Origin of the sequence: Krasilnikovia sp. M28-CT-15 (genome assembly GCF_047159595.1) — a bacterium.
Classification (GTDB): Bacteria; Actinomycetota; Actinomycetes; order Mycobacteriales; family Micromonosporaceae; genus Actinoplanes.
In genome coordinates this window covers 5,260,874-5,287,140 of sequence record NZ_BAAGAK010000001.1, presented here as the reverse complement: position 1 = coordinate 5,287,140, position 26,267 = coordinate 5,260,874, and the positions used below count along the sequence as shown (strand labels likewise).

Here is a 26,267-nt window from a genome sequence, read left to right as displayed (position 1 = left end):
GGGAGGCGACGAAACCCGGACAGGCACCTGTCGCTGATCTCGCGCAGCCCAACGGCGGCCCGCCGGGGCCGGAACGCGCCACCAAGCCCCGCTCCCCGAACCGCCCGGCCAAGTCCGGTCCGCGCGCCGACGACCGTCCCGCCGGGGCGGGCCTACCGGCCGGGGGCCCCACGGCCCCGGCGGGCGAGCGCCCCGCCAAGGCGGCGCCGAAGACGGCGGCGCCCAAGGCCGCGGCGTCCAAGAGTCAGGCACCCAAGGCCACGCCGCTCAAGGGGGAATCGGTCAAGGGAGACGCCGCCAAGGGCGCGCCCGACAAGGGCAACGGGTCCCAGGCCGCGCCGGACAAGGGCAACGGGCCCCAGGCGGCGTCGGGCAAGGGCGCGGGGCTCAAGCCCGCGTCGCCCAAGGGGGAGGCGCCCAAGGCCGGTGGAGCATCGAAGGTCGGTGCTGCACCGAAGACCGGTGAGGCGCCGAAGACCGGTGAGGCGCCGAAGGGTGGCGATGCGCCCAAGCGTGAGGCGTCCGCCCGGGCAGCACGCACCGAGGCCACCATCGTGCGGCCCGGAGCGCCCCGCCGGCCGGGTACGCCCGGCGCGCCCGCGCGCGCCACCGGCGGCGACGCTGAGGCGACCCAGCCGCTGACCGCCGCCGACGACCCCACCGCCCCGCTCGGGGCGCTGGCCAGCGCACCGACCGGCCGCCGGGTCCGGGCCCGGCTGGCCCGGTTCAATGCCCCGTGGCAGAGCACCCAGGTCAGCGAGGTGCTCGAGCCGCTGATCGCCACCCACCGGGCCAGCCACCCCAAGGCGGACATCCGGGCCTTGCAGCGCGCATTCGACGTGGCGGCACGCTGGCACTCGGGGCAGTACCGCAAGTCGGGCGACCCGTACATCACGCATCCCCTCGCCGTCGCGACGATCCTGGCGAATCTCGGCATGGACACCACGACCCTGGTGGCCGCGCTGCTGCACGACACGATTGAGGACACGGCGTACTCGCTCGAGCAGATGAAGACCGACTTCGGCGCCGAGGTGGGGCTGCTGGTCGACGGCGTGACCAAGCTCGACCGGGTCAAGCTGGGCGACGCGGCGAAGGCAGAGACGATCCGCAAGATGGTCGTGGCCATGGCCAAAGACCCCCGGGTGCTGGTCATCAAGCTGGCCGACCGGCTGCACAACATGCGTACGCTGACCTTCCTGCCCCGCGCCAAGCAGGAGCAGAAGGCCAAGGAGACGCTGGAGATCCTCGCCCCGCTGGCCCACCGCCTCGGTATGAACACGATCAAGTGGGAGCTGGAGGACCTGGCGTTCGGGACGCTGTTCCCGAAGCGGTTCGAGGAGATCAACCGGCTGATCGGGGAGCACCAGCCGCAGCGCGAGGCACTGCTGCGCCAGGTCACCCAGCGGGTCCAGCTCGACCTGAAGTCCGCGAAGATCAAGGCGGAGGTCACCGGCCGCCCGAAGCACCTGTACTCGATCTACCAGAAGATGATCGTGCGGGGCCGCGACTTCAACGACATCTACGACCTGGTCGGCGTCCGCATCCTGGTGGACACGGTCCGCGACTGCTACGCGGCCCTCGGCGTCATCCACGCGAACTGGCAGCCCGTGCCGGGCCGGTTCAAGGACTACATCGCGATGCCGAAGTTCAACATGTACCAGTCGCTGCACACGACGGTCATCGGCCCCACCGGCAAGCCGGTCGAGATGCAGATCCGTACGTTCGCGATGCACCGCACCGCGGAGTTCGGCATCGCCGCGCACTGGAAGTACAAGGAGCAGAAGGGCGCCACGATCGTGGGCCCGCCCGCGCACATCGACGAGATGACGTGGTTGCGCCAGTTACTCGACTGGCAGCGGGAGGCCAGCGACCCGAGCGAGTTCCTCGACGCGTTGCGCTTCGACCTGTCCAGCCAGGAGGTGTACGTTTTCACCCCCAAGGGCGACGTCATCCCGCTGCCCACCGGCTCCACCCCGGTCGACTTCGCGTACGCGGTGCACACCGAGGTCGGCCACAAGTGCATCGGCGCCCGGGTCAACGGCAAGCTGGTGCCGCTGGAGTCCACACTGTCCAATGGCGACGTCATCGAGATCTTCACCTCGAAGTCGTCGTCGGCGGGCCCGACCCAGGACTGGCTCGGCTTCGTCAAGAGCCCCCGGGCCCGTACGAAGATCCGGCAGTACTTCAACAAGGAGCGCCGGGAAGAAGCGATCGAGGTCGGCAAGGAGTCCATCGTCAAGGCGATGCGTAAGCAGGGTCTGCCCTTGCAGCGCATGCTGACCAGCGAGAACCTGACCACGATCGCCCGCGACCTGCACCTGGCCGACGTGGCCTCGCTGTACGCGGCGGTCGGCGAGAACACCGTGTCGGCGCAGTCGGTGGTGCAGAAGCTCGTCGCCGGGTTCGGCGGCGAGGAGGGCGCGGTCGAGGACATCGCCGAGACCGCCGTCGCGACCCGCCCGCCGCGTACCCGGGGCAGCGCGCAGGATCCCGGCGTCGTCGTCAAGGGCGTCAGTGACGTGTGGGTGAAGCTGGCCCGCTGCTGCACCCCGGTGCCGGGCGACACGGTGTTCGGTTTCGTCACCCGCTCCGGCGGGGTGAGCGTGCACCGCGAGGACTGCGCGAACGCGGAGGACCTGCGGATGCAGCGCGAGCGGGTCGTCGAGGTGAGCTGGAAGCCGACCAGCGCGTCGACGTTCCTGGTGGCCATTCAGGTGGAGGCGCTCGACCGGCACAAGCTGCTGGCGGACGTGACCCGGGTGCTGTCGGAGGAGCGGGTGAACATCCTGTCCGCGACGGTCACGACCACCCGGGACCGGGTGGCGGTCAGCCGGTTCACGTTCGAGATGGCCGACCCGAAACACCTGGGCCATCTGGTCGCCGCGGTGCGCAAGGTGGACGGCGTGTTCGACGCCTACCGCGTGACCTCCGGGGCGTGACCGTCCCGGCCTGAGCGCCGTTCGCGGAGGCTGCTTGCCGCTCAATTGCCGCACATGACAATGCCGCTGTCGCCAGTCGGCGGCAGCGGCATTGTCCCTGCGTCTACGTTTCGCCCGTCAGGCCGGGGCCATGGTGAGCTTGGAGATGACGACTTCCTTCTTCGGATGTCCGTCGCCCGGCGCGTTGGCGTTGTCCGTGCCCGCCTTGGCCACCGACTGGACGATGTCCATGCCGGAGGTGACCGTGCCCAGCACGGTGTACTGCGCGGGCAGCGGCGTGTCGCCCCAGACGATGAAGAACTGGCTACCGGTCGAGCTGGGCTGCTGGGTCTTGGCCATCGCGATCGTGCCCACCGGGTACGGGGGGTTCTTGTCCGTCGGCAGGTTCTCCTCCGCGTACCGGAAGCTCGGTCCGCCCTGGCCGTCCGTGGGTCGCCAGCCCTTGCCGGTCGCGAACGGGTCGCCGCACTGCAGAACCTTGATGCCTTCCGTCGTCAGCCGGTGGCACTTCGTGTTGTTCCAGAACTGCTTGCTGGCCAGGTGAGTGAAGGCGGCGCTGGTGCACGGCGCCTTGGAATTGTCCACCGTGGCCGCGATCGGCCCGAGGTTCGTGTTCATCGTCAACGTGGCTTTGCCGGTGTTCGGGACGTTCGCCGGCGGAGTGCCCACGTCCTTGACCTTGGCGCCGGAGCCGGCGTCCACCGGGATCCAGGTGCAGGCGACCGTGCCCGCCGGCGGGGCGCCGGCCTTGTTCGACGTCTTGTCGTCATCGCGCAGGGCGGTCACGATCCACACGGCGGCGCCGGCGATCACCACGACCGCGGCGGCCGACCCGATGACGGCCTGGCGCTGGCGCCGCTTCTTGGCGGCCGTCGCGCGTTCGGCCATCTCCTTCTCGAGCCGGGCCCGCGCCGCCGCGCGCTGCCGGTCCTTGATCGACGACACGGTCTTCCTCCTGTATGCCTCGGTGCGGTGAGGGTGGTCAGGACTGGCTGCTGGTGGCGGGCGCCGGTGTGGCGCCGGTCGCGGCGGAGACGGTCAGGCTCTGCACCACGATCTTCTCCTTGGGCTTGACCTTGGCACCGGTGCCATTGTCCACGACGGGGATACGCCCGATCGCCGCCACGGTGTCCATGCCGTCGGTGACCCGGCCCACGATCGAATACTGCGGGGTCGCCGGGCTGAAGTCCTTGAAGAAGATCAGGAACTGGCTGCCGTTGGTGCCCGGCGGGTTGCCGATCATGGCGACCGTACCCTTCGGGTACACCGGGGCGATCTTCGGCGGGGTCTTCGCCGACGGGCTGGGCGCCGGGGTGGGCGGGGCGGTGGGCAGGTTCTCGTCGTAGAAGCCGTACGTCGGGCCGCCCTGCCCCGTCCCGGTCGGGTCGCCGCAGTGCACGGCGCCCTCGGTGGTGAGCTCGTGGCACTCGGTGTTGTCGAAGAACTTCTTGCCCGCGAGGTAGCTGAAGCTGGCCGCGCTGCACGGCGTGGTGGTCACATCCATGGTCACGACGATCGGCTTGCCCTGGTTGGTGGTGATCGTCATCGTCTGGGTACCCGAGGTCGGAATGCCCTTGGTCGGCGGCATGCCGACGTCCTTGAGGCTGGTGTTGCCCGCCGTGCTCTGCGGCATCCACACGCACACGTCGGAGTTGGCGGCGTCGGGGGTGTCGGCGTCGTCGTCGCTGTCGAACGCGCCGCCCAGCCAGGCCACCCCGCCGACGATGAGCAGCAGCCCGAGCGCGGCACCCACACCGGCCTGGATCCGCCGGCGGCGCTGCAGTTTCGAGGCCCGGCGCGCCTGCTGCCGGTCAAGCTTGGCCCGCGCCAGTTTCCGCTGCCGGTCCTTGCTGGATGCCACCGAGTGCTTCCTTCCTCATCCCGTCGCGGCGCGCGCGCCCCACCCGGTGCGCCCCCCGGCCCGTAGCGGCGAGTGCGCGATGCCACACGCCCGCAAGAGTGTACGGGTAACTCCTGAGAATGTGGTGTGCGAGGTTCCGTCACGGTGTGTACGGTGTCGCGGCCCGCAGTCGCCGGGCCCGGCGCACCGCAGGGCCGCACCTGCCGCACGGTAGGCTCGCGTGGCGATACCGACCGTGCGAGAGGGGTGCCCTGTGCTCGTCACCGGCTTCGAGGCCGAGGCGTTCGGCACCAACTGCTACGTGCTGGCCGCCGGTCCGGGGGAGCAGTGCCTGATCGTCGATCCGGGCATCGGCGTGTTGGACCGGCTCGACGAGGTGATCGCGCAGCACCGGCTGCACCCGGCCGCGGTGCTGCTGACCCACGGCCACCTGGATCACACCTTCTCCGTGGCGCCCGTGTGCGGCGCCCGCGGCATCACGGCGTACGTGCACCCCGCCGACCGGGAGCTGCTGGCCGACCCCGCCAAGGGGCTGAGCGTCGACCTGGCCGCGCTGTTCGGCGGCCGGCTGCCGTACACCGAGCCCGACGACGTGGCCGAGCTGACCGACGGCGGCACCCTGACCATCGCGGGCATCGAGATCACGGTCGACCACGCTCCCGGCCATACCGGCGGGTCGGTGCTGTTCCGGCTGCCCGGCGCCGGCACGTCGTGGGCTGGAAAGCCCGTCGAGGGTGACGAGGTCTGCCTCTCCGGTGACGTGTTGTTCGCGGGCTCCATCGGGCGCACCGACCTGCCGGGCGGCGACACGGCGACCATGATGGCCAGCCTGCGGGACAAGATCCTGCCGCTGGCCGACGACACCGTCGTGCTGCCCGGCCACGGACCGGCAACGACCATCGGCCGCGAGCGTGCCTCGAACCCGTACCTGCGGGAACTGACCGGCGCGCCCCGCCGCGGCCTCTGACCCCGCATACGGAGAAACACAGTGCCCATTTCCGGCTTCCCCGAGTGGCTGCCGCCCCAGCGCATGATCGAGCAGTCCGTGCTGGACAGGATCCGCGCCACCTTCGAGTTGTACGGCTTCGCTCCCCTGGAGACCCGCGCGGTCGAACCCCTGGACCAGCTGCTGCGCAAGGGAGAGACCTCCAAGGAGGTTTACCTCCTGCGCCGCCTGCAGGAGGACCCGGCCGCGTCCGGTGGCGACGACGCGCTCGGCCTGCACTTCGACCTGACCGTGCCGTTCGCCCGCTTCGTGGTGGAGAACGCGGGCAAGCTGCAGTTCCCGTTCCGGCGCTACCAGATCCAGAAGGTGTGGCGCGGCGAGCGCCCGCAGGAGGGCCGTTACCGGGAGTTCCTGCAGGCCGACATCGACGTGGTGGACCGCGACACGCTGCCGTTCCACTACGACACCGAGATGCCGCTGGTGATCGGCGACGTGTTCGCCGCCCTGCCGATCCCGCCCGCCCGGATCCTGGTGAACAACCGCAAGGTCTGCGAAGGCTTCTACCGCGGCCTCGGCCTGGCCGACACCGACCAGGTGCTGCGTACGGTCGACAAGCTCGACAAGATCGGCCCCGAGAAGGTGGCCGCGCTGCTGGTCGAGACCGCCGGTGCGACCGACGCCCAGGCCGCGGCATGCCTGAAGCTGGCGGAGATCAGCGCGTCGGACGCGTCGTTCGTCGACGCGGTACGCGCGCTCGGCGTCGGCGACCCGCTGCTCGACGAGGGCCTCGCCGAGCTGGCCCGGGTGGTGGAGACCGCCGTGGAGCACGCCCCCGGCCTGGTCGTCGCGGACCTGAAGATCGCCCGTGGTCTCGACTACTACACCGGCACGGTGTACGAGACGCAGCTACAGGGGTACGAGCAGTTCGGCTCGATCTGCTCCGGCGGCCGGTACGACAATCTCGCCACCGCGGGAACGGAACGCTTCCCCGGGGTCGGCATCTCCATCGGCGTGTCCCGGATGCTCGGGCTGCTGTTCGGCCGCGACGCGCTGGCGGTGTCCCGTCCCGTGCCCACCTGCGTGGTGGTGGCCCTGCCGAACGACGACCTGCGGCCCGCCTGCGACCGGATCGCGACCGCGCTGCGCCGTCGCGGCATCGCCACCGAGGTGGCGCCGACGGCGGCGAAGTTCGGCAAGCAGATCCGCTTCGCGGAGCGCCGCGGGGTGCCGTACGTGTGGTTCCCGGGTGTGGACGGGGCCGCCGATTCGGTCAAGGACATCCGCTCCGGCGCCCAGGTCGACGCAGACGCGGCGACGTGGGAGCCACCCGCCGCCGACCGGCACGCCACGGTCACCGCGAGCTAGGCGTGCGGCGCTCCGGCAGCGCCACCTTCGCCGGATGTCGGCCTTCGGGCTGATCGATCATCAAGCCACCCGGATCGTGCTAACCGAGCCCGTCGAGGAACTCCTCGATCGCGGTGGCCACGGTGCCGAGCGCGTCGGTGTAGCGGCGCAGCGGGCCGGGCACCCGCAGGTCGTGGTCCGCCTCCGCGACGGTGAGCACGGGCTTCCCGGTCGCCTGCGCGGCCTTGGGCACCCAGACGAAGTCCGCGGTGCCGCAGATCAGCAGCGCCGGGGCGGGGCTGCGGCCGATCGCGGCGACGACGTCGTCGGCGGTGAGCACCGGGGTCAGCCAGACCGCGGGCAGCCCGCGTTCGGCCACCAGGGCGGCCGCCCAGCTGCCCAGCGACTTGGCGATCACCACCGGCCGGGCCTGCGGCGCCGCCTGGTGGGCCCGGTGCAGGGCCGCGTCCACGTGTGCCCGCACGAACGGCTCAGGGCCGACGTCCGCCAGCCCGGACGGGACGGTCCAGGAGATGGTCTCGAGGTGTGCCCGCCTGTCCCGCAGCGCGCGGTCGGCGAGGTGGAGCAGCGGACCCTGCGCGGTGTATTCGCGACCCGGCACCACGATTCCGGCGAGCATGCCGCGACCATACCTACGGTCCCGCGGAGCTGACGGCCGCGGTCGAGGCGGCCACGACGGCGCCGTCGTGGCCCAACGCCCAGCCATGGCGTTTTCCGGGTACGCGACGGCGCGAGGTGCCGGCCGGTGCCTGATCAGGCGGCGGGGCTCGCCTCGAAGATGAGGCAGCTGGAGGTGGCGTGGGCGACCAGGCGGCCCTCGCCGTCGGTCAGCCGGGCCTCCGCGTACGCGGTGCGGCGGCCGCGCTGGATCACGACCCCTTCGCAGCGCAGCCGCCCGGAGGCCACCGTGACCGGCCGGAGGAACTTGACGTTGAGGTCCTGCGACGTGTAGCCGAGCCCGGAGGGCAGTGTGCTGTGCACCGCGCAGGCCGCGGCGCTGTCGAGCAGGGTGGACAGCACACCCCCGTGCACGGTGCCGAGCGGGTTGTAGTGGAACTCCTGGGGTCGCAGGTAGAAGGTGACCCGTCCCTGCTCGGCCTCCATGCCGGACATGTCGAGCAGCTCCATGACCGGCGGCGGTGGCAACTCGCCCGCGGCCATGCGCTGCAGCAGCTCCAGCCCCCCGCAGCGGCCCAGCAGATGGGCGTGGCGGGCGGGATCGGTCCAGGTGAACGTGCGGGCGCGCACGCCGTCGTCCGCCGGGGTGGCCCCGAGATCGTCGGTGTGACCGGCGGCGTTCTGAGTCTGGGTCATGGACGCAGCTTCGCACCGGTTTGCTGCATCTGTCAAACAGACCTAGCCTGGCGGTATGACGCGCGCCACCACACACCCCGAGGCCCTCGGCTACAGCGCCGACGTCTGCACGATCGGCCGGGCCATGGCGGTCCTCGGCGAGAAGTGGACCGTCGTGGTGCTGCGCGAGGTCTTCATCGGCAACCGGCGCTTCGACGACATGCGGGCGCGCACCGGCATCCCGCGTCAGGTTCTGGCCAACCGGCTGGCCACCCTGGTCGACAACGGGCTGCTGCGCCGCGAGCCGTACCGGGAGCCCGGTGCCCGGGAGCGCCACGAGTACCGGCTCACCGAGAAGGGTCTCGATCTGTATCCCGTGCTGATCGCGGTGCGCGAGTGGGGTGACCGGTATCTCGCCGACCCGGAGGGCCCGCCGCTGGTCATGGTGCACCGCGACTGCGGCGCCGCGGTGCACGGCGAGCTGTACTGCACCGAGGGCCACCACGTCAGCGAGTACCGCGAGATCGTGCCGCGCCCCGGCCCCGGCGCCCGGCGGCGCTGATCCGGGTCCGTCAGGCCACGACGGAACGGACCCCGGACGCTGGGCGAGGGCTGCCGGTGACTCGGAGATTAGCGGGATGTTTCGGAAATGTTCCGATTAATCTCAGGGGTGGTTCCACTCTGGTCCCGGCCGGCCGAGGAGGGGTGTGGTGAAGATCCTGAGCGTCCGGCACCTGCGCGGACCCAATGTGTACCTCCCCCAGCCCGTCGTCGTCGCGCGCCTGCGGATGGACGAGCTGGCCGGGCAGGAGACGACCGACGTCGCCGGCTTTCCCGAACGGTTGCTGCGGGCACTGCCCGGCCTGGCCGAGCACCGTTGCGCGGCGGGCGGCGCTGAGGGCCTGGCCGGAGCTGCGGCATACCCGGGCGTCCCCGGCGGGTTCGTCAGCCGGATGCGCGTGGGCACGTACTTCGGACACGTCACCGAGCACGTCTGCGTCGAGCTGTCGCGCCGGATCGGCCGGGAGGTGAGCTTCGGCCGTACGGTCGCCTCCGGCGAGCCGGGACAGTACGACCTCGTCGTCGAGTGCCCCGCGGACGAGTCGTCCGACTCCAGCCTGCCGGCCGAGCTGCTGGACGCCGCCGTGGAGGTGGTGACCTCGGTGGCCGCCGCGCTACCGGGCTTCGATCTGGCGCAACGCCTGGCGGAGCTGGCCGCACTGGCCGAGCGGCAGGCGACCGGGCCGGGCACCCGTTCCGTGATCGCCGCCGCCCGGCGCCGGGGCATCCCGGTCGAGCGCTACGGAGATCTCGGCCTGCTGCGGCTCGGCTGGGGCACCCGGCGCCGCCTGGCGTGGGCCGCCCGCACCGACCGCACCGGCGGGGTGGGCGTCGACATCGCGGGGGACCGGCAGGTCACCCGGCGGCTGCTGGCCGAGGCGGGTGTGCCGGTGGTGCCCGGTGGCGCCGCGAACACCGCCGAGCAGGCGGTGCGCCTGTTCAACCGGCTCGGGGCGCCGGTGGTGGTCAAGCCGCGGCGCGGGCGGCAGGGCGAGGGGGTCGTCCTCGACCTCGGCACCCCGGACGAGGTCGAGCGGGCGTTCGCGGCCGCGGGCGGCGACGTGGTGGTCGAACGTCAGCTGCCGGGCCGGGACTACCGCGTCCTGGTCGTGGCCGACGAGGTGGTGGCCGCCGCCGAGCGGATCCCGGCGCCCCCCGGCCCCGGCGGGGCGAGCCGTGACGTCACCGACGTCGTGCACCCCGACGTCGCCCGGCTCTGCCGGCGCGTCGCCGCGCTGGTGGGGCTCGACATCGTCGGCGTCGACCTGCGCCTGGCCGACGTCGCGGCGCCGGTGCCGCCCGGCGACCGCACGGGGGAGCCCTCCGGTGGGGTCGTCGAGGTCAACGCCGCACCCGGGCTGCTCCGGCACCTCGCGCCCGCGCAGGGACGGGCCCGCGACATCGGGGACGCGATCGTCTCGGCCATGTTCCCCGGTGGATCCGACGGGCGGATCCCGGCCGCCGCAATCACCGGGACGAACGGCAAGACCAGCGTCGCGCGGTTGGTCGCCCATCTGCTGGCGGGCGCCGGGCAGCGGGTGGGGCTCACCACCTCCGACGGGGTCAGCATCGACGGGCGGCTGATCCACCGCGACGACGCCACCGGGCCGGGCGCGGCGCAGATGGTCCTGGGTGACCCCGGCGTGCAGGCCGCGGTGCTGGAGACCGGGCGTGGCGCGACGGTGCGTGGCGGGCTCGGCTACGACTGGACCGACGTCGGGGTGATCACCAACATCGCCCTCGACCACCTGGGCCAGGACGGCGCCGACTCGATTGAGGACCTCGTGCAGGTCGAGGCGCTGATCGCGGAACGGGTCCGCGACGGCGGGACCCTCGTGCTCAACGCGGACGACCCGCGGGTCCGCGGCCTGGTGGACCTGCCCCGGGTACGGGCGGAGCGCAAGCGCGTGGTCTGGTTCGGTCTGGACCCGCCGCGTCCGATGCTGACCGCGCACCTGGCCCGGGGCGGCACCGCGTACCTGGTGGAGGACGGTTGGCTGGTGCAGGCGACCGGGGCCCGCCGTACGCCGCTGGTGCGCGCGGCCGAGGTGCCGGGCGCGTTCGGGGGAGCGGCCGGGTTCGCCGTGGCCAACGCGCTCGCCGCGCTGGCGACGGCCCGGGCGTTGGGCACCGCGCAGCAGGTCGCGCTCGCCCGGCTGACGGAGTTCGACCCGCCGCGGCACAACCCCGGCCGGGGCACCCTGCTGCGGGTCGGCGACGTGTCGGTGTTCGTGGACCACGCCCGCAACCCGGCGGCGCTGGCGGCCGTGGTGCGGACCCTGCACCGGCTGTGGGGTGCCACGCGCTGCCTCGCGGCCGTCACACTGCCCGGTGATCGCCGCGACGACCTGCTGGCGGCCAGCGCGCAGGTGCTGGCGGACGGGCTGACCCGGGTGGTGCTCTACGACGGCGAACCGCGGGGACGCGCCCCCGGGGAGGTCGCGGCGCTGGTCGAGCGGGAGATGCTGGCCCGGCGACCGGAGCTGACCGCGGTGCGCGCGGCGAGCTGCGCGGAAGCGCTCGACGCCGCGCTGCGGCTCGCGGATCCCGGCGATGTGGTGCTGCTGTTGACCGGGCAGGCGGACGCGGCGCTGGGCTTGCTGCACGAGCGGGGCGCCCGGCCGGCGGAGGTGGGGCTGGCCGGCGCCGCCCGATGATCGGGTACACGACCGACTTGGCCGCTATGTCCGTACGAATGTCGACGGCTGCGAATAAGGAATGATCGTTCGCCCGGATCGGCCAATCAGGCGGGGTTGTCCTGGTCAATGCCGGAGCCCCGGGGTCGGAGTACCGATAGGGCCGGAAAATGAGTATCGAAAGAATGGCAACGCACGGTAATCGTCGGCGAGTTCCGGAGCGGATTCCGGGTCTGATCGTTGTTCCGATCGGGCCGAGGAATTCGCTGCGTAACGTGTTCGCCACGAGAAGTGCGAGGGTCTGCTCGGATGCCTCACTAATGGGTGACTGTCGCAAGAGTACGCGAACCTGGCATACCGTCTAGTTCGGACAGGCGTTGAGCCTCAAAACACCTCTGACCTGGGATTTCTCCGATCAACGTGAGAGCGTCTCAGGTGCGGAAAGTCCGGAACGCAGAGTGACGGCGCGTGAGCCGGTACTGTCATTGATCGGTCGAGATAGTGGCCGATCGTCGGCTAACATCCTCGCCGTCGATGGGGAATGCTTCGGTCCAACGACGGACCGATCCACACCCCGGCGTCGGGCAGCATGGCGGTGCGAACTCGACGTTTCTTCCGATCGCGCATGTGGGGGCACATGAGCACGACGGACCTCCCCGGTTCGAGTCTGCTGGCCGGTCGATACCGGCTGGTCGAGCGACTCGGTGCCGGCGGGATGTCAGTGGTGTGGCGAGGGTTCGACGAAGTTCTCGGTCGCCAGGTCGCGGTGAAGGTCCTGCCACCGTCGACCAGTGCCGACCCGTCGTTCCGGCGACGGCTGCGAGCGGAGGCCCAGGCGGCCGCCCGGCTCAGCCATCCGCACATCACCAATGTGTACGACTACGGCGAGGCGACCACGGTCGACGGCGAGCCCGTCCCGTACGTCGTCATGGAGCTGGTCGACGGCGAGTCACTGGCCGCCGTGCTGGCCCGCGTCCGGCGGCTGCCCTGGCCTGCCGCCGTACGCATCTGCGCCGAGGTGTCGGCGGCCCTTGCCGCCGCGCACGCCCGTGGCATCGTCCACCGTGACGTCACCCCGGCCAACGTCATGCTGACCTCGACCGGCGCCAAGGTCGTGGACTTCGGCATCTCCGCCCTGATCGGCGAGAACGACATCGACCCCGACGGCAGCCTGCTCGGCACGCCGGCCTACCTCGCCCCGGAGCGGCTGGAGGGCGGCCAGGTCAGTCCCGCCACCGATGTGTACGCGGTCGGCCTGCTGATCTACCGCACGCTCATCGGCCAGCTCCCGTGGGACGTCGGCACGACCACGGCACTGCTGCGCGCGCACCAGTACACCGAGCCCGAGCCGCTGCCGCCCGTCGAGGGCCTCCCGCACGCGGTCGAGGCGCTGGTCGGCCGGTGTCTCGAGAAAGGCCCCGACGACCGCCCCTCCAGTGCCGAGCTGGCGCACGTGCTGGCGGGCCTCTCCGCGGGCGCCCCGGCCCCGCGCAGCTTCGTGCCGGACTGGGCCGACAACAGCGAGGACACCACGATCCTGCCGTCCCGGTGGCAGACCGACGGCTTCCTCGGCCGGGTCCGGCCGGGGCACGCCCGGGTCGCGGACGCACCCGCTCAGGCCGGGCGCGGGGTTGCGGCGGTGCCCTCCGGGATGGGCGCGGCCGGGCTCGCCGCGGTTGCCGATGTGGACGCCCTGGGCGCCCCGCCGCCCGGGGCCCGGCGATCCGATGCGGGGCCGGACGCCGCGGACCCGTTCGCCGACGGTGCCGGATACGACGGTGCCGGATACCCCGCCCCGACCAGCCTCGCCGATCCGCTCGATCCGGCTGCCCCGGTGCCCGCCAACGGGGGTCCGTCCCATCCCGCGCAGGGCCTGGCCCGCAACAACCGGTTCAGCGCCGCGGCCCGGTCCGGCACCGCCCTGCCCGCCGAGCCCGGTGCCCGCCGCGGCACCGAGCAGGACGCCGAGACGAACGGCTGGGCCGACCGCGCCGGGGAGGCGTGGTCCGGTCCCGGCGGCGTGGGCACGGCTGACCGGGCCGGGGACGCTCCGACCGCCATCCGCCCGCCGGTGGGGATGAACAGCCGGGATCCGCTGGCCCCGCAACGACAGCTCGTGCCGCCCCAGCGGCGCGGCGACGATCCACCGGCCCCGGACGGCCCGGGTGGCGGCGGTCGCGGCGTGCCGACCCGGCGAGTGCTGATCGTGACCGGGGCACTGGTCGCGTTCGGCGCGGGGGCCTGGGCTGTGGCGGGCACCGTCCCCGGCCGCAACGCCGCCAACGTGACTCCGCAGCCGTCCGTGCTGGCCGCCAACGGCAAGTGCGTGGTGAGCTACACGGTCTGGTCGGACGACGGGAAGCGGTTCAAGGCGGCGGTCACGGTCGCCAACCGGGACACCGTACCGATCAAGGACTGGGACCTGTGGTTCGTGATGCCGGGTGACCAGACCATGTCCGGCAACGGCAAGCTCAAACTCGACCAGCAGGACCGCGGCGTCACCCTCACCTCGGCCGACGCGCTCAGCCCGCTGCGCACCACCACGATGCAGATCACCGGCCGGTACTCGGAGAGCAACGCCGCGCCGATGGTCTTCCAGCTCGACGGCAAGACCTGCGAGACGTTCGTGTCGGGCAAGCCCGGGGAGCCGTCCCGGCCGGTCGAGCACCTGGCGGGTGGCGGTGTGCGGCTCGGGCCGGTGCCGACGACCAGCAATCCCGTGCCGGGCATCTCCATCGCGCCCAACGGTCTGGCGGTGCCCGTGCCGGTGGTATCGACGCCGGGCGCGGCCACGACACCGACCGCCGGTGCCACCACACCGCCTGCCGGCACGACGGGACCGGCAACGCCCAGCTCCGCCGCGTCGACCACGACACCGCCGCCGCCGAAGCCCCCGGGCGACGACACGCCGACGACCGACCCGACCACGGAGTCGCCCACCACGGCCCCGACGACCAACTCGCCGCCGCCGAGTCCGTCCCTGCCGCCGCCCGACCCCGCGGACCAGGACCCCGCCGACCAGTGATCCGGGCAGGATCCTAGGACGATTTACGGGGCGTGTGCCCGGTCTCCCGGCTGACCGGAAAAAGCGCGGCGGGTCGGCGGATCGCCGCGATACGGTTGCGGGTGACACCAGCAGACAGTTTCCGGGCAGGACAGCGCGGTCGGTGACGACGACGCCACCGCGGACCCGGATGTCGCATCGGGACGACCCGACATACCGCCGCCTCGCCCTTCGATGCCGGTGGGGCTCGGCCGCGCCACCTCGGCGCGGGTGAGGTCCCGCGTGTGGACGGGCTCCGGCCCCACGGCCGCCCACCCGTCCGGTACGGCGAAGCCTGCGGTTCCGGGCGCGCGACCCGCGCCCGCGCCCGGGCCGCATTCGCGGAAAAATGCATCGGCGTGCCTGCCGAGTGCCGCGGCACATGCGAGGAAGATGAGGTGGATCGGTCCTAGCGCATGTGTCCGGCCGGATATCGCACGTCGTCGCACATCGGGGAGTTCGACATGATCAGCACCATGCGGGAGCTGGCCGCCGAGGCGTTGTTCGTCTCCAACCTGCAGCCGTCCGAGCACCCGAACCGACAGTCGATGGAAGAAGCCGTGACCGCGATGATCCTGCGGCACGGCAGCGATGGCTGCGCCGCCGGCGTCGCCATGGAGTTCGGGGACCACCCCGAGCTGGCGGTTCGCCGCATGGTGTGGGTCTGCGGCCAACTCGAACGCCTGACGGTCGAGGAGTGGCACCCCCACTACGCGACCTGAGGATTTCTGGCAAAAAGCACCAGAAAAGCAACCGAGTTCGGCCGCCCCTGCACCCGGGGGCGGCGAGGGTTCTCCTGACCGGCCGCCACCGGCCGGTTCTCGTACGCGCGAGGAGGACCAACGTGACTGTCACGACCGAACTCCCCGCCGCCACCGGCACCATCCATGACGCGCCCTCCGCGCGCGACCTCGAAGACCTGATCCGGGAACACATGCCGCTGGTGGGCTATCTGGTGCGGGAGTTGCTGAACCGCGTACCGGGGCATGTGCATGCCGACGATCTGTCGTCTGCGGGGTTCGCCGCGCTGCTGGACGCCGCCCGCTCGTTCGACGTCACCCGGGGCATCCCCTTCCACCGGTTCGCCGCGGTACGCATCCGCGGTGCGCTCCTCGACGAGCTGCGCGGTCAGGACTGGGCCAGCCGCCTGGTACGGGCCCGGGCCCGCCGCACCGCCGCCGCGCGGCAGGAACTCACCGCCGCGCTCGGCCGTACCCCCACCGACCCCGAGGTGGCGGAGTTTCTCGGCATCGGGGTCTCCGAGCTGTCCGCGGTCGACGACGATGTGCAGAAGGCCGCCCTGCTCAGCCTGCAGGGCTTCCCCGCCGGAGCGGCCGAGGAGATGATCGCGGAGACCGCCGAGGGTCCGGAGGACCTGTTGCTCAAGCGGGAGCGGCTCGGCTACCTGCACCAGGCGATCCAGGCGCTGCCCGAGCGGCTGCGCATGGTCGTCACCCAGTCGTTCCTGCAGGAACGGCCGCTCAGTGAGGTCGCCGCGGAACTCGGGGTCACCGAGTCGCGGATCTCGCAGCTGCGTACGGAGGCGCTGCGCATGCTGCGCGAGGGCCTGAACACCTCGCTGGCGCCTGAACTGCTGACCGTCGCGGCCGGTGGGCCCCGGACGCGCAAGGGCTGTGTGCAGCGGCGCCGCAGCGAGTATTTCGCCCGCGTCTCCCGGCAGGGCAACCTGCACGCCAGGCTGGCCCTGACGGACAGCCACGGGGTGCCCGTCGCGGTTGCCGTCGCGGCGTAGCGGGGAGTTCGGGCCGGCTCCTCACCCGAACTCCTCAAGATCTCGCAGCTGGGCGGCGCACCATGGGTCCAGGGCCGCCCGCACCGAGCGGATGTCCGGCCCGATCGCGGTGGCCAGCACACCAGGCCCGGCCAGCGCCATGACGGCCGCTTCCGCACGCGGCTGCCCCACCCCCGGGAAGTCCGCGGCGGCCCGGTGTGTGGCGGGGGGATCCGGCCGGGCGAGCACGACCGACCCCATCGCGTGACCGTCGCCCGGGGAGCCGCACCGGGCCGCGGTTCCGGACCCGCCGAGCGTCGCCGCGCCCAGCACCGCGGCGCCCGACCAGCCCGGGGCCCGGGCGCCGACCGCGAGCTGGTGCCGGTACAGGGTCGCGCCGGCGTACCGGATCGTCACGTCGGCGTGGAGGTCGCCCGTCGGTTCGCCGTGCCGCCCGCAGGCCAGATCGTCGCGCCACAGCAGGCATCCGCCGTCGGCCACCTCCACCCGGGCCACCGCGCGGTGATCGCAGCCCGCGGCCGCGATGAGCGGCTCCGGCAGCCAGCACAGCGTCGCCCGCGCGGCGACCGACGCCCGGACCTCGAACACCGACGGCGGGGCGGCCGGGCGACCCGGCAGGGCCAGGGTGGCCGCCACCGCGCGCACGTCCAGCCGCGCGCCGGGGCCGACCTCGACGTCGAGGCGCAGGTCGTCGCCGCTCAGCGGGCCCGCCGCGCCGCCCACCAGGTGCACCGTGGCGGGGCCGCGGGCCGGACCGGTACGCCGGAGCAGCAGCGGGGGCTCGCCGCGCAGCACCGGCAGCCGGGTGCCACCACGCCCGTCGGCCTCGGCCACGATGCGCGCGGCCGCCCGCATCACGCCGCCGGTACGCGAGCGGCCAGCAGACCGCGGATCCAGTCCGTCACGGGGGTGGCGGCCCGGTCCTCGACCAGCGACAGGAACACGGTGGGCAGCGCGCCGCGCCGCGCCGCCGCGTCCCGCCGCATCACCCCCAGATCCGCGCCGACCAGCGGCGCCAGATCGGTCTTGTTGACCACGAGCAGGTCCGCGCCGGTGACGCCCGGGCCGCCCTTGCGCGGCACCTTGTCGCCGCCGGCCACGTCCACGACGAAGACCTGCCGGTCGACCAGCCCGCGGCTGAACGTCGCGGTCAGGTTGTCGCCACCGCTCTCGACCAGCACGAGATCCAGCGGTCCCAGCGCCGCCTCGAGATCCTCGACCGCGTCCAGGTTGGCCGAGATGTCGTCGCGGATCGCGGTGTGCGGGCAGCAGCCGGTCTCCACCGCGCGGATCCGCTCCGCCGGGAGCACGCCCGTACGCAGCAGGAAGTCGGCGTCCTCGGTGGTGTAGATGTCGTTGGTGACCACGGCCAGTCGCACCTCGGCGCCGAGCGCGCGGCACAGCGCGGCCACCAGGGCGGTCTTGCCGGAGCCGACCGGGCCGCCGATCCCCACCCGCAGGGCGCGGGCGCCGGGAGGCAGGGCCGCATGGGGGTCGCGTCCCGGCTGCGGGTGGGCGTGCGGCACCTCGTCCGGGCCGTGTTCGTGCGGGTGTGGCCCGGCGCCGCGGGGCGCCGGAGCAGCGGTCGGTTCAGGATGCAAAGAGACGCACCTCCCAGGTGGCATGGAACTCCGCGCCGATGTCGAGTAGTGGCGCCCCCGCCGCGGGTAGCGCGTCCACCGGATCGCCCGCCCGGGCGTCGGCGTCGTCCGCGATCCGGTCACACGCCTGCGCCAGGTCCGCCAGCAGGGCGTGCACCCCGTACGGATCCAGGCCGAGCAGCCGGACCGCGGCGGAGGCGGAACCGGTCAGCGTGCCGTGCGCAGCGGCGGCCGCGGCCTCGCGGGGCCGCAGGCCGGCGTCCGCCGCGACCAGACCCAGCGCGACCGGATGGTGGGGCGCGGCGCTGATCGCCAGGGACGGGTGCGGGGCCGGCCAGATGGCCCGGCCCGCGCGCAGCAGCGCCCGGCCCTGGGCCCGCGACGCGCGGCGCAGCGCGGGCGAGGGCGTGCGGGCGTCCAGGCCCGCGTCCAATTCGGCCCATTCATCGGTACGGGCGCAGGCGGCCGCGGCGAATCCCGCCCCGACCACCCCCGCGGTCGCCAGGCGTCCGCGCAGGAACCCGGCCAGCCCCGCGAGGTCGGTGACCCGGCCCGCCGCCACGGCCGCCTCCAGCCCGCCCGAGTGGGCGTGGCCGCCCGCGGGCAGCCGCCCGTCGGCCAGCACGAGCAGGGTGGCCAGCGACGTCCCCATCAGAACAGGAAGTAACGCTGCGCCATGGGCAGCTCGGTGACCGGCTCGGGCTCCACGGCCTCGCCGTCGACGCGGACCGTGAACGTGTCCGGCTCGACCTCGATGCGGGGCAGCGCGTCGTTGAGCGGCAGGTCCGCCTTGCCCACCGCGCGGGTGTCCGCGACCGGCACCAGGGTCCGTCTGACCGCGATCCGGTCGCCCAGCAGCGCGTCGATGGCCGCGGGTGCGACGAACGCCAGCGACGTCTGGGCCGGGACGACGCCGTACGCGCCGAACATCGGGCGCGGCAGCACCGGCTGGGGGGTGGGGATGGAGGCGTTGGCGTCGCCCAGCTGCGCGTACGCGATCATGCCGCCCTTGAGGACCAGGGCGGGCCGTACCCCGAAGAACGCCGGGTCCCACAGCACCAGGTCGGCCAGCTTGCCCGGCTCCACGGAGCCGACCAGTTCGGCGAGGCCGTGCGCGACCGCGGGGCAGATCGTGTACTTGGCGACGTACCGGCGGGCGCGCAGGTTGTCGGCGGCGCCGTCGCCGGGCAGGGCGCCGCGCCGCGCCTTCATCACGTGCGCGGTCTGCCAGGTCCGCAGGATCACCTCACCGACCCGGCCCATGGCCTGCGAGTCCGAGCCGATCATCGAGATGGCGCCGAGGTCGTGCAGCAGGTCTTCGGCGGCCATCGTGGACGGCCGGATGCGGCTCTCCGCGAACGCCAGGTCCTCGGGCACGGCCGGGTTCAGGTGGTGGCAGACCATCAGCATGTCGAGGTGCTCGCTGAGGGTGTTGCGGGTGTACGGCCGGGTCGGATTCGTCGAGGACGGCAGCACGTGCGGCTGCCCGGCGACCGTGATGATGTCCGGCGCGTGCCCGCCGCCCGCCCCCTCGGTGTGGTACGCGTGGATCGAACGCCCCGCGATGGCCCGCAGTGTCTCCTCGACGAAACCGGCCTCGTTGAGGGTGTCGGTGTGGATGGCGACCTGCACTCCGGAGGCGTCCGCGACCCGCAGGCAGGCGTCGATCGCGGCCGGGGTGGTGCCCCAGTCCTCGTGCAGCTTGAAGCCGCCCGCCCCGCCGCGCAGCTGCTCCCACAGCGATTCCTCGGACACCGTGTTGCCCTTGCCGAGCAGCAGCACGTTGAGCGGCCACACGTCGAGGGACTCCAGCATCCGGGCCAGGTGCCACGAGTTCGGGGTCACCGTGGTGGCCTTGGTGCCCTCGGCCGGGCCGGTGCCCCCGCCGATGATCGTGGTGATGCCGGAGGCCAGCGCGGTGTCGAGGATGGTCGGGCTGATCAGGTGCACGTGGCTGTCGATCGCGCCCGCGGTGAGGATCTTCCCGTTGCCCGCGATGACCTCGGTGCCGGGGCCGATGACCAGCGCCGGGTCCACGCCGTCCATGGTGTCGGGGTTGCCGGCCTTGCCGAGTGCCACGATGCGCCCGTCGCGGATCCCGACGTCGGCCTTGACGATGCCCCAGTGGTCCAGCACGACCGCGCCGGTGATCACCGTGTCGGGGGTGCCCTCGCCGCGGGTCGCCCGGGACTGGCCCATCGACTCGCGGATCACCTTGCCGCCGCCGAACACCACCTCGTCGCCGGGGTGCGGGCCCGCGCTGAGGTCCTGGTCGATCTCGATGAGCAGGTTCGTGTCGGCCAGCCGGATCCGGTCGCCCGCGGTGGGGCCGTACAGGGCGGCGTAGCGGTCGCGGTCGAGGACGGTCACCGGGCGCTCCCGTTGCTGGCCGGGCCTTCCCCCGCGTCCTCGTCCAGCGAGCCCGCCGGTTCGATGTCATCCACCTCGGCCGGTGCGGGCGTCGGTGGTTCGGTGTCCAGGCAGCCACCGGCCAGGCCGCGCAGGCCGGGCACGACCCGGCGCCCGGCCAGCGGCACCAGCTCCACGTCGCGGGGCAGTCCCGGCTCGAAGCGCACCGAGGTCCCCGCCGGTACGGCGAGCCGGTGGCCCCAGGCGGCCTGCCGGTCGAATTCCAGCGCCGTGTTGCACTCGGCGAAGTGGAAGTGCGAGCCGACCTGCACCGGCCGGTCGCCGGTGTTGCGTACCGACAGCGTCCGGACGGGACGGTCCGGGTTGATCGTGATGTCGCCTGGCCCGGGCAGGATCTCGCCGGGGATCATGCGATCGGCCCGTGCACGGTGACGAGCTTCGTGCCGTCCGGGAAGGTCGCCTCCACCTGCACCTCGGTGAGCATCTCGGGCACACCGGCCAGCACGTCCTCGCGGGTGAGCACCCGGCGGCCGGTGTCCATCAGCTCCGCCACCGTCCGGCCGTCGCGGGCGCCCTCCAGCAGGAACGCCGTGATGATCGCGGTGGCCTCCGGATGGTTGAGGCGCAGTCCCCGCTCCCGCCGCTGCCGGGCCACGTCCGCCGCGACGTGGATGAGCAGACGTTCCTGCTCGTGCTGGCTGAGGAACAAGCCGGGCCTCCCTGATCGCCGAAGCGAAATGCTCGCAGCCGGAGGTTTCCGGCACGTTACCCGCCGTGTCCGCCGCCGGTCACCCGATCAAAGCACGCCGGGCGGCCCGGGTGCGGTGCGACACTCAGCCGAGGTACAGCACGGCGTCCACTTCGATGTCGAAGCCGACCAGTGCCGCCGGGACCGTGGTGCGCGCGGGCGGCACCGGGCCGCGGAAGTACTGCGGGTAGATCTCGTTGAGCTCGGCGAAGTCGGCGAAGTCGCGCAGGTAGACACCGACCCGTACGGCCTGGTCCAGGCTGGCCCCGGCCGCTTCGGCGACCGCCGCGAGGTTGCGGAACGCGGCGTGCGCCTGCTCCGCGAAGCTGCCCGTGACGCGGGTGCCGTCGGGGCGCGCCGGGATGGACCCGGACAGGTACACGGTGTCGCCCGCGACGACGGCCGGCGAGTACGGGCCGCCCGCGGGGGCGGCCTGGTCGGTGTGGACGGCACGGCTGGGCATCTGCTCACTCCTTGACGGGTGCGGTGGGATCGGAGGTCCGTGCGGCAGCCTGAGGTGGGCGCGAAGGTTCGACGGTGGGCCGGGGCGGGCGGGGAAACTGTTCCGCCAGCCCGTCGACGCCGACGAGCGGGGTGCCGAGCAGCGCCCGCACGTCGCGTTCGCGGTGCCGCAGGGCGGCGTGCTGAGCGTCGGTGAGCGGGATCCACGACGGCGGGGATGCCGGCAGCCGGGGTCCCAGCCGCCGCCCGGCCACGTACGTGGCCTCGTTGACCAGCCGCAGCGGGGCCCGCCGGGTCTGCCGGTGCGCATCGACGACCTCGAACTCGCCCGGCTCCACCGCGAACACCGCCAGGTCGGCAGGGGCGCCGGGGGTGAGGGTCCCGGCGTCGAGGCGCAACGCGCGGGCCGGGTGGGCGGTCGCCGCGGCGACCACGTCGGGCAGCGACATCCCCACGGCCAGCAGCTTGGCCATCGTGGTGGGCAGGTCGAACACCGGACCGTAGACCGAGCGGGCGTGCAGGTCGGTGGAGATCGAGTACGGCCGCAGCCCCGCGTCGAGCTGCGCCTCCAGCACGTCGAAGGCGAACCCGCCCGAGCCGTGCCCGAGGTCGAACAGCACCCCACGCTCGTACGCGGCCCGTGCCGAGGGCCCGAGCGGGGTCGCGATGCCGCTGGCGCAGTGGGTCACGATGTCACCGGGGCGCAACAGGTCCAGCACGTCGGCCGCGGCGGGCGGCGCCGCACCGATGTGCACCATCACGGGTACCCCGCAGGCGTCGGCCACGGCCAGAGCCCGCCGCAGCGGCTCGACGCCGTTGCCGCCGACCGCCTCGGCGTCGACGCGTACCTTGACGCCGCGGATCAGGTCGCGGTGTGCCAGGACGGTGTCGATCGCCACGGCGACGTCGCAGGCGGACAGGTCCCGGCACTCCCCGGTACGGGCGGCCAGCCCGGGGCCGGAGACGTTCAGCAGGGCCGCGACCCGCACCTGCCGCCCGGCGGCGAAGTCGCGCAGCCCGTCCAGGGTGTACGCCCCGGCCGACCCGGCGTCGACCCAGGTGGTCACGCCGGTGTACCAGGCGATCGGGTCGGGGTCGATGCCCCAGTACCCGGCGCCGGGGTGCACGTGGGTGTGCAGGTCCACCAGCCCGGGCGTGACCAGTCGTCCCGCGATCTCGACGACGGTGCGGGCGGCGTGGCCCAGGCCGGGCCCGATCGCAGCGATCCGGCCGTCGCGCACGGCCACGTCCAGTCGCCCGGTGTGCCCGCCGCCCGGGTCCAGCACGTCGCCACCGACGAGGAGCAGATCGTACGGGTCCGGCACGGCGAGGGTCCTCCACAATGTTCGATCAAGGGGTAGCTTGCACAGCGTGCGTGGCGGCGCTGCGCCGGTCAAGTCATCCGGATCGGTACCAGTCATCTGGAGCTGAGCGTGACCCTCGACAGTCCAGATGAGCGGATCGACTGGCGCAGCAAGGGTTTCTGGCTGCCCGGCGGATCGGTGAGCGGGGCCGAGTTCGCCGCGACGCGGCCCGGGCTGTTCGACGGCAGATTCACCTGGCCGGTGCTGGTGCTGCGCCGGTCGGCAGCCGAGGCGAACATCGCCACCATGGCCGCGTACTGCGCCCGGCACGGGCTGGACTTCGCGCCGCACGCCAAGACGACCATGGCCCCGGCGCTGCTGGCCGCACAGCTGGACGCCGGGGCGTGGGGGATGACGGTGGCAACGGCCAATCAGGCGCTGGTGCTGCGCCGCGTCGGCGTACCGCGGGTGGTGCTGGCCAACGAGGTGCTCGACGTGACCGCGTTGCGCTGGCTGGCGGCGGAGAGCGCCCGCGGCTGGGAGGTGTACCTCCAGGTCGACTCGGCGGCCGGGGTGGCCGCCGCCGCGGCGGCCCTCGACGCGGCCGGTCCCCGCGTGGCCGGGCCGGACGCGGCCGGGTCCGGCGGATCCGGTTCCGGCGGCACCCGGGGACGCCTGCGGGTACTGGTCGAGCTCGGGCACTCCGGCGGGCGCACGGGCTGCCGTACCGTCGAGCAGGTCGTTGCCGTGGGCCGGGCCGTGACCGGTGTCGCGGGCCTGGAGCTGGCCGGGGTGACCGGGTATGAGGGCGGGCTGGGCGGGCAGGCCGAGGTGGACGCGTTCCTGACCGGCCTGGCGGCCGGTGCGCGGGCCCTGGCCGCGGGCGGGCTGCTCGGCCCGCGGGTGCTGGTGTCGGCGGGCGGCAGCGCCTGGTTCGACCGGGTCGCCGGCCTGCTGGCGGGGGCGTGGCTGCCGGGCCACGAGCTGCGTACGGTGCTGCGCAGCGGCGCCTCGGTGACCCACGACGACGGCCTGTACGCCGACCGCACCCCGTTTCGCCGGGTGCCCGCCGAAGGCCCGCTGGCCGCCGCCCTCGACCTGTACGCCCAGGTCCTGTCGGTCCCGGAGCCGGGTCTGGCGCTGGCCGGGATGGGCAAGCGGGACGCGCCGTTCGATGAGGGCCTGCCCGTGCCGCTGTCGGTGCGCCGCGCGGACGGCGTCACGGTCGCGGCGGACGGGCTCGCGGTGACCCGGCTCAACGACCACCACGCCTACCTGGAGGTGGCCCCGGGGGTGCGGCTGGTCCCCGGTGACATCGTGCGGTTCGGGATCTCGCACCCGTGCACGGCGTTCGACAAGTGGCGGCACATCCCGGTGGTCGACGACGAGTTGCGCGTCGTGGACGTGCTGCACACGTACTTCTGATCGACGAGTTTCGGGCCGCGTCGCGGCTGGGCCCGGCGGCCCTGACAGAATGTCGGGTGCGCCCTGTGACACCTGTGAGGAGACGTTCCCGTGATCCGTACCCATGACGCCGGCAGCCTGCGTGCGAGTGACGCCGGCACGACGGTGACGCTCGCCGGGTGGGTGGCCCGCCGGCGCGACCACGGTGGGGTCATCTTCGTCGACCTGCGCGACACCTCCGGCGTCGTCCAGGTGGTCTTCCGCGAGGAGGACGCGCACGCGCTGCGCAACGAGTTCTGCGTCAAGGTCACCGGCGAGGTGACCGCGCGCCCGGCGGGCAACGAGAACCCGGACCTGGCCACCGGCGCGGTCGAGGTCGTGGCCAGCGAGCTGGTGGTGCTGTCCGAGTCCGCGCCGCTGCCGCTGCCGGTCGACGACGCGGTGACCGCCTCCGACGACCTGCGCCTGAAGTACCGGTACCTGGACCTGCGCCGCACCGGGCCGGCGAGCGCGCTGAAGCTGCGCAGCCGGGCCAACCAGATCGCCCGCGAGGTGCTGCACGCCCGCGACTTCGTGGAGATCGAGACGCCGACGCTGACCCGCTCCACCCCCGAGGGTGCCCGCGACTTCCTCGTCCCGGTCCGCCTGCAGCCGGGCACCTGGTATGCGCTGCCGCAGTCGCCGCAGCTGTTCAAGCAGTTGCTGATGGTCTCCGGCCTGGAGCGGTATTACCAGATCGCCCGCTGCTACCGCGACGAGGACTTCCGCGCGGACCGGCAGCCCGAGTTCACCCAGCTCGACATCGAGATGTCCTTCGTCACCCAGGACGATGTCATCGAGCTGGGCGAGCAGATCGTGGCGAAGCTGTGGGGCGAACTGGCCGACGTCACCGTGCCCACCCCGATCCGCCGGATCACCTGGCACGACGCGATGGACCGGTACGGCTCCGACAAGCCCGACCTGCGCTACGGCCTGGAACTGACCGAGCTGACGGACTACCTGCGCGGCACGGAGTTCCGCGTCTTCGCGGGGGCCATCGACGCGGGCGGCTACGTCGGCGCGGTGGTCATGCCGGGCGGCGCCGGGCAGACCCGCAAGGAGCTGGACGGCTGGCAGGACTGGGCCAAGGCGCGCGGGGCGCGCGGGCTCGCGTACGTGCTGCTGGACTCCTCGACCGGGGAGCCGCGCGGCCCGGTCGCCAAGAACCTGTCCGCCGCGCACCTGGCCGGGATCGGCGACGCGGTCGGCGCCAAGCCGGGCGACGCGATCTTCTTCGCCGCCGCGAACCACCGCCGGGAGGCCCAGGAGCTGCTGGGCGCGGCCCGCATCGAGATCGCGAGGCGGACCAACCTGATCGACGAGTCCGCGTGGGCGTTCTGCTGGGTGGTGGACGCGCCGATGTTCGAGCGTACGGACGAGGGCGGCTGGACCGCGGTGCACCACCCGTTCACCTCGCCCAACGCGGAGTGGATGGACAACTTCGAGGACGCTCCGGACCGGGCGCTGGCGTACGCGTACGACATCGTGTGCAACGGCAACGAGATCGGCGGCGGCAGCGTGCGTATCCACCGGGGCAGCGTGCAGAGCCGGGTCTTCGACCTGCTCGGCATCTCGCCGGAGGAGGCCCAGGACAAGTTCGGCTTCCTGCTGGAGGCGTTCAAGTACGGCCCGCCACCGCACGCGGGCATCGCGATCGGCTGGGACCGCACCTGCATGCTGCTGTCCGGCGCGGACTCGATCCGCGAGGTCATCGCGTTCCCGAAGACCCGCGGCGGGTTCGACCCGCTGACCGGGGCGCCGACGCCGATCACCGCGCAGCAGCGGCTGGAGGCGGGCATCGACGCCAAGCCGAAGCCGACCGCGGGGCTTCCCGGCACCGACGGCGTCGCCCTGCCGGTGGAGCACTCGAACTGACGCGAGGCGGCGCGTCCGCCGCCGGTGGGCGCAGCGCCGCAACGCGGTGCGCCCGCCGCGCCGAGCT

Annotated in this window: 21 protein-coding genes and 1 pseudogene; 10 read left to right on the top strand and 12 right to left on the bottom strand. The window is 73.2% G+C overall.

Annotated elements, in window-relative coordinates:
- Nucleotides 1-551: 551 nt before the first annotated feature.
- A complete protein-coding gene (locus tag ACMCNO_RS24270) occupies nucleotides 552-2,939 on the top strand; it encodes a RelA/SpoT family protein (protein WP_412753797.1) in 2,388 nt (795 codons plus the stop codon).
- Between the two features lie 117 nt (nucleotides 2,940-3,056).
- Here the strand turns inward: ACMCNO_RS24270 and ACMCNO_RS24265 are convergent, their stop codons facing one another.
- Both ACMCNO_RS24265 and ACMCNO_RS24260 read right to left on the bottom strand, forming a co-directional pair.
- Entirely contained in the window at nucleotides 3,057-3,884 is an 828-nt protein-coding gene (locus ACMCNO_RS24265) for a peptidylprolyl isomerase (RefSeq protein ID WP_412751746.1), read from the bottom strand.
- A 37-nt stretch (nucleotides 3,885-3,921) separates the two neighbouring features.
- Nucleotides 3,922-4,800: a peptidylprolyl isomerase gene (locus tag ACMCNO_RS24260; RefSeq protein WP_412751745.1), complete on the bottom strand. Its 879-nt coding sequence runs from the start codon at nucleotides 4,798-4,800 to the stop codon at nucleotides 3,922-3,924.
- Nucleotides 4,801-5,053: 253 nt separating this feature from the next.
- Here ACMCNO_RS24260 and ACMCNO_RS24255 point away from each other — a divergent pair, with 253 nt between their 5' ends.
- Nucleotides 5,054-5,767, top strand: coding sequence for an MBL fold metallo-hydrolase (locus ACMCNO_RS24255; protein WP_412751744.1), 714 nt, complete (start codon nucleotides 5,054-5,056; stop codon nucleotides 5,765-5,767).
- Between the two features lie 21 nt (nucleotides 5,768-5,788).
- The gene (gene hisS / locus ACMCNO_RS24250) at nucleotides 5,789-7,111 is read left to right on the top strand and encodes a histidine--tRNA ligase (RefSeq protein WP_412751743.1); all 1,323 of its coding nucleotides are present in this window, start codon (nucleotides 5,789-5,791) and stop codon (nucleotides 7,109-7,111) included.
- Between the two features lie 79 nt (nucleotides 7,112-7,190).
- Here the strand turns inward: hisS and ACMCNO_RS24245 are convergent, their stop codons facing one another.
- Together ACMCNO_RS24245 and ACMCNO_RS24240 are read right to left on the bottom strand one after the other, a co-directional pair.
- A complete protein-coding gene (locus ACMCNO_RS24245) occupies nucleotides 7,191-7,730 on the bottom strand; it encodes an alpha/beta hydrolase (protein WP_412751742.1) in 540 nt (179 codons plus the stop codon).
- Between the two features lie 134 nt (nucleotides 7,731-7,864).
- Nucleotides 7,865-8,425 (bottom strand): PaaI family thioesterase, encoded by a 561-nt coding sequence (locus tag ACMCNO_RS24240; RefSeq protein WP_412751741.1) that lies wholly within the window; start codon nucleotides 8,423-8,425, stop codon nucleotides 7,865-7,867.
- Between the two features lie 55 nt (nucleotides 8,426-8,480).
- Between ACMCNO_RS24240 and ACMCNO_RS24235 the strand changes: the two genes are divergently transcribed.
- The 5 genes from ACMCNO_RS24235 to ACMCNO_RS24215 all read left to right on the top strand — a co-directional run bounded on the left by ACMCNO_RS24235 (nucleotide 8,481) and on the right by ACMCNO_RS24215 (nucleotide 16,397).
- Nucleotides 8,481-8,966, top strand: a complete 486-nt coding sequence (locus ACMCNO_RS24235; RefSeq protein WP_412751740.1) for a winged helix-turn-helix transcriptional regulator — start codon at nucleotides 8,481-8,483, stop codon at nucleotides 8,964-8,966.
- A gap of 148 nt (nucleotides 8,967-9,114) precedes the next feature.
- A complete protein-coding gene (locus ACMCNO_RS24230; protein WP_412751739.1) occupies nucleotides 9,115-11,622 on the top strand; it encodes a cyanophycin synthetase family protein in 2,508 nt (835 codons plus the stop codon).
- A 616-nt stretch (nucleotides 11,623-12,238) separates the two neighbouring features.
- Nucleotides 12,239-14,626 (top strand): protein kinase domain-containing protein, encoded by a 2,388-nt coding sequence (locus ACMCNO_RS24225; RefSeq protein WP_412751738.1) that lies wholly within the window; start codon nucleotides 12,239-12,241, stop codon nucleotides 14,624-14,626.
- A gap of 482 nt (nucleotides 14,627-15,108) precedes the next feature.
- Complete coding sequence (locus tag ACMCNO_RS24220; protein WP_412751737.1) at nucleotides 15,109-15,366, top strand: hypothetical protein; 258 nt, start codon at nucleotides 15,109-15,111, stop codon at nucleotides 15,364-15,366.
- A 122-nt stretch (nucleotides 15,367-15,488) separates the two neighbouring features.
- The gene (locus ACMCNO_RS24215; RefSeq protein WP_412751736.1) at nucleotides 15,489-16,397 is read left to right on the top strand and encodes a sigma-70 family RNA polymerase sigma factor; all 909 of its coding nucleotides are present in this window, start codon (nucleotides 15,489-15,491) and stop codon (nucleotides 16,395-16,397) included.
- Nucleotides 16,398-16,418: 21 nt separating this feature from the next.
- On the opposite strand, the gene ACMCNO_RS24210 is transcribed toward ACMCNO_RS24215, so the two are convergent.
- From ACMCNO_RS24210 to ACMCNO_RS24175, 8 genes and pseudogenes are all read right to left on the bottom strand, one after another.
- Entirely contained in the window at nucleotides 16,419-17,252 is an 834-nt protein-coding gene (locus ACMCNO_RS24210) for an urease accessory protein UreD (protein ID WP_412751735.1), read from the bottom strand.
- Nucleotides 17,252-17,998, bottom strand: coding sequence for an urease accessory protein UreG (gene ureG, locus ACMCNO_RS24205; protein ID WP_412751734.1), 747 nt, complete (start codon nucleotides 17,996-17,998; stop codon nucleotides 17,252-17,254). The genes ACMCNO_RS24210 and ureG overlap by 1 nt, the downstream gene beginning before the upstream one ends.
- Nucleotides 17,988-18,650: an urease accessory protein UreF gene (locus ACMCNO_RS24200; RefSeq protein ID WP_412751733.1), complete on the bottom strand. Its 663-nt coding sequence runs from the start codon at nucleotides 18,648-18,650 to the stop codon at nucleotides 17,988-17,990. The genes ureG and ACMCNO_RS24200 overlap by 11 nt, the downstream gene beginning before the upstream one ends.
- Nucleotides 18,650-20,368 carry an urease subunit alpha gene (locus ACMCNO_RS24195; RefSeq protein WP_412751732.1) on the bottom strand — a complete coding sequence of 573 codons (1,719 nt, stop codon included), beginning with the start codon at nucleotides 20,366-20,368 and terminating at the stop codon, nucleotides 18,650-18,652. The genes ACMCNO_RS24200 and ACMCNO_RS24195 overlap by 1 nt, the downstream gene beginning before the upstream one ends.
- Before the next feature lie 104 nt (nucleotides 20,369-20,472).
- Nucleotides 20,473-20,778: pseudogene (locus tag ACMCNO_RS24190) on the bottom strand (urease subunit beta); the annotation flags it as partial.
- On the bottom strand, nucleotides 20,775-21,077 hold the full coding sequence (locus tag ACMCNO_RS24185; protein ID WP_412751731.1) for an urease subunit gamma: 303 nt from the start codon (nucleotides 21,075-21,077) through the stop codon (nucleotides 20,775-20,777). The gene ACMCNO_RS24185 and the pseudogene ACMCNO_RS24190, both read right to left, overlap by 4 nt.
- Before the next feature lie 124 nt (nucleotides 21,078-21,201).
- Nucleotides 21,202-21,579, bottom strand: a complete 378-nt coding sequence (locus ACMCNO_RS24180; RefSeq protein WP_412751730.1) for a RidA family protein — start codon at nucleotides 21,577-21,579, stop codon at nucleotides 21,202-21,204.
- A 4-nt stretch (nucleotides 21,580-21,583) separates the two neighbouring features.
- Nucleotides 21,584-22,903, bottom strand: coding sequence for an amidohydrolase/deacetylase family metallohydrolase (locus ACMCNO_RS24175; RefSeq protein WP_412751729.1), 1,320 nt, complete (start codon nucleotides 22,901-22,903; stop codon nucleotides 21,584-21,586).
- A 108-nt stretch (nucleotides 22,904-23,011) separates the two neighbouring features.
- Between ACMCNO_RS24175 and ACMCNO_RS24170 the strand changes: the two genes are divergently transcribed.
- Both ACMCNO_RS24170 and aspS read left to right on the top strand, forming a co-directional pair.
- A complete protein-coding gene (locus tag ACMCNO_RS24170) occupies nucleotides 23,012-24,307 on the top strand; it encodes an alanine racemase (RefSeq protein ID WP_412751728.1) in 1,296 nt (431 codons plus the stop codon).
- Between the two features lie 90 nt (nucleotides 24,308-24,397).
- Nucleotides 24,398-26,200, top strand: a complete 1,803-nt coding sequence (aspS, locus tag ACMCNO_RS24165; RefSeq protein WP_412751727.1) for an aspartate--tRNA ligase — start codon at nucleotides 24,398-24,400, stop codon at nucleotides 26,198-26,200.
- The last annotated feature ends 67 nt before the right edge of the window (nucleotides 26,201-26,267 follow it).

Bases quoted from the DNA above. Each gene is read 5' to 3' on its own strand.
- ACMCNO_RS24225 (WP_412751738.1), top strand. From the start codon at position 12,239: ATGAGCACGACGGACCTCCCCGGTTCGAGTCTGCTGGCCGGTCGATAC.
- ACMCNO_RS24180 (WP_412751730.1), bottom strand. From the start codon at position 21,579: ATGCCCAGCCGTGCCGTCCACACCGACCAGGCCGCCCCCGCGGGCGGC.
- ACMCNO_RS24210 (WP_412751735.1), bottom strand. From the start codon at position 17,252: ATGCGGGCGGCCGCGCGCATCGTGGCCGAGGCCGACGGGCGTGGTGGC.
- ACMCNO_RS24235 (WP_412751740.1), top strand. From the start codon at position 8,481: ATGACGCGCGCCACCACACACCCCGAGGCCCTCGGCTACAGCGCCGAC.
- ACMCNO_RS24240 (WP_412751741.1), bottom strand. From the start codon at position 8,425: ATGACCCAGACTCAGAACGCCGCCGGTCACACCGACGATCTCGGGGCC.
- ACMCNO_RS24220 (WP_412751737.1), top strand. From the start codon at position 15,109: ATGATCAGCACCATGCGGGAGCTGGCCGCCGAGGCGTTGTTCGTCTCC.
- ACMCNO_RS24245 (WP_412751742.1), bottom strand. From the start codon at position 7,730: ATGCTCGCCGGAATCGTGGTGCCGGGTCGCGAATACACCGCGCAGGGT.
- ACMCNO_RS24200 (WP_412751733.1), bottom strand. From the start codon at position 18,650: ATGGGGACGTCGCTGGCCACCCTGCTCGTGCTGGCCGACGGGCGGCTG.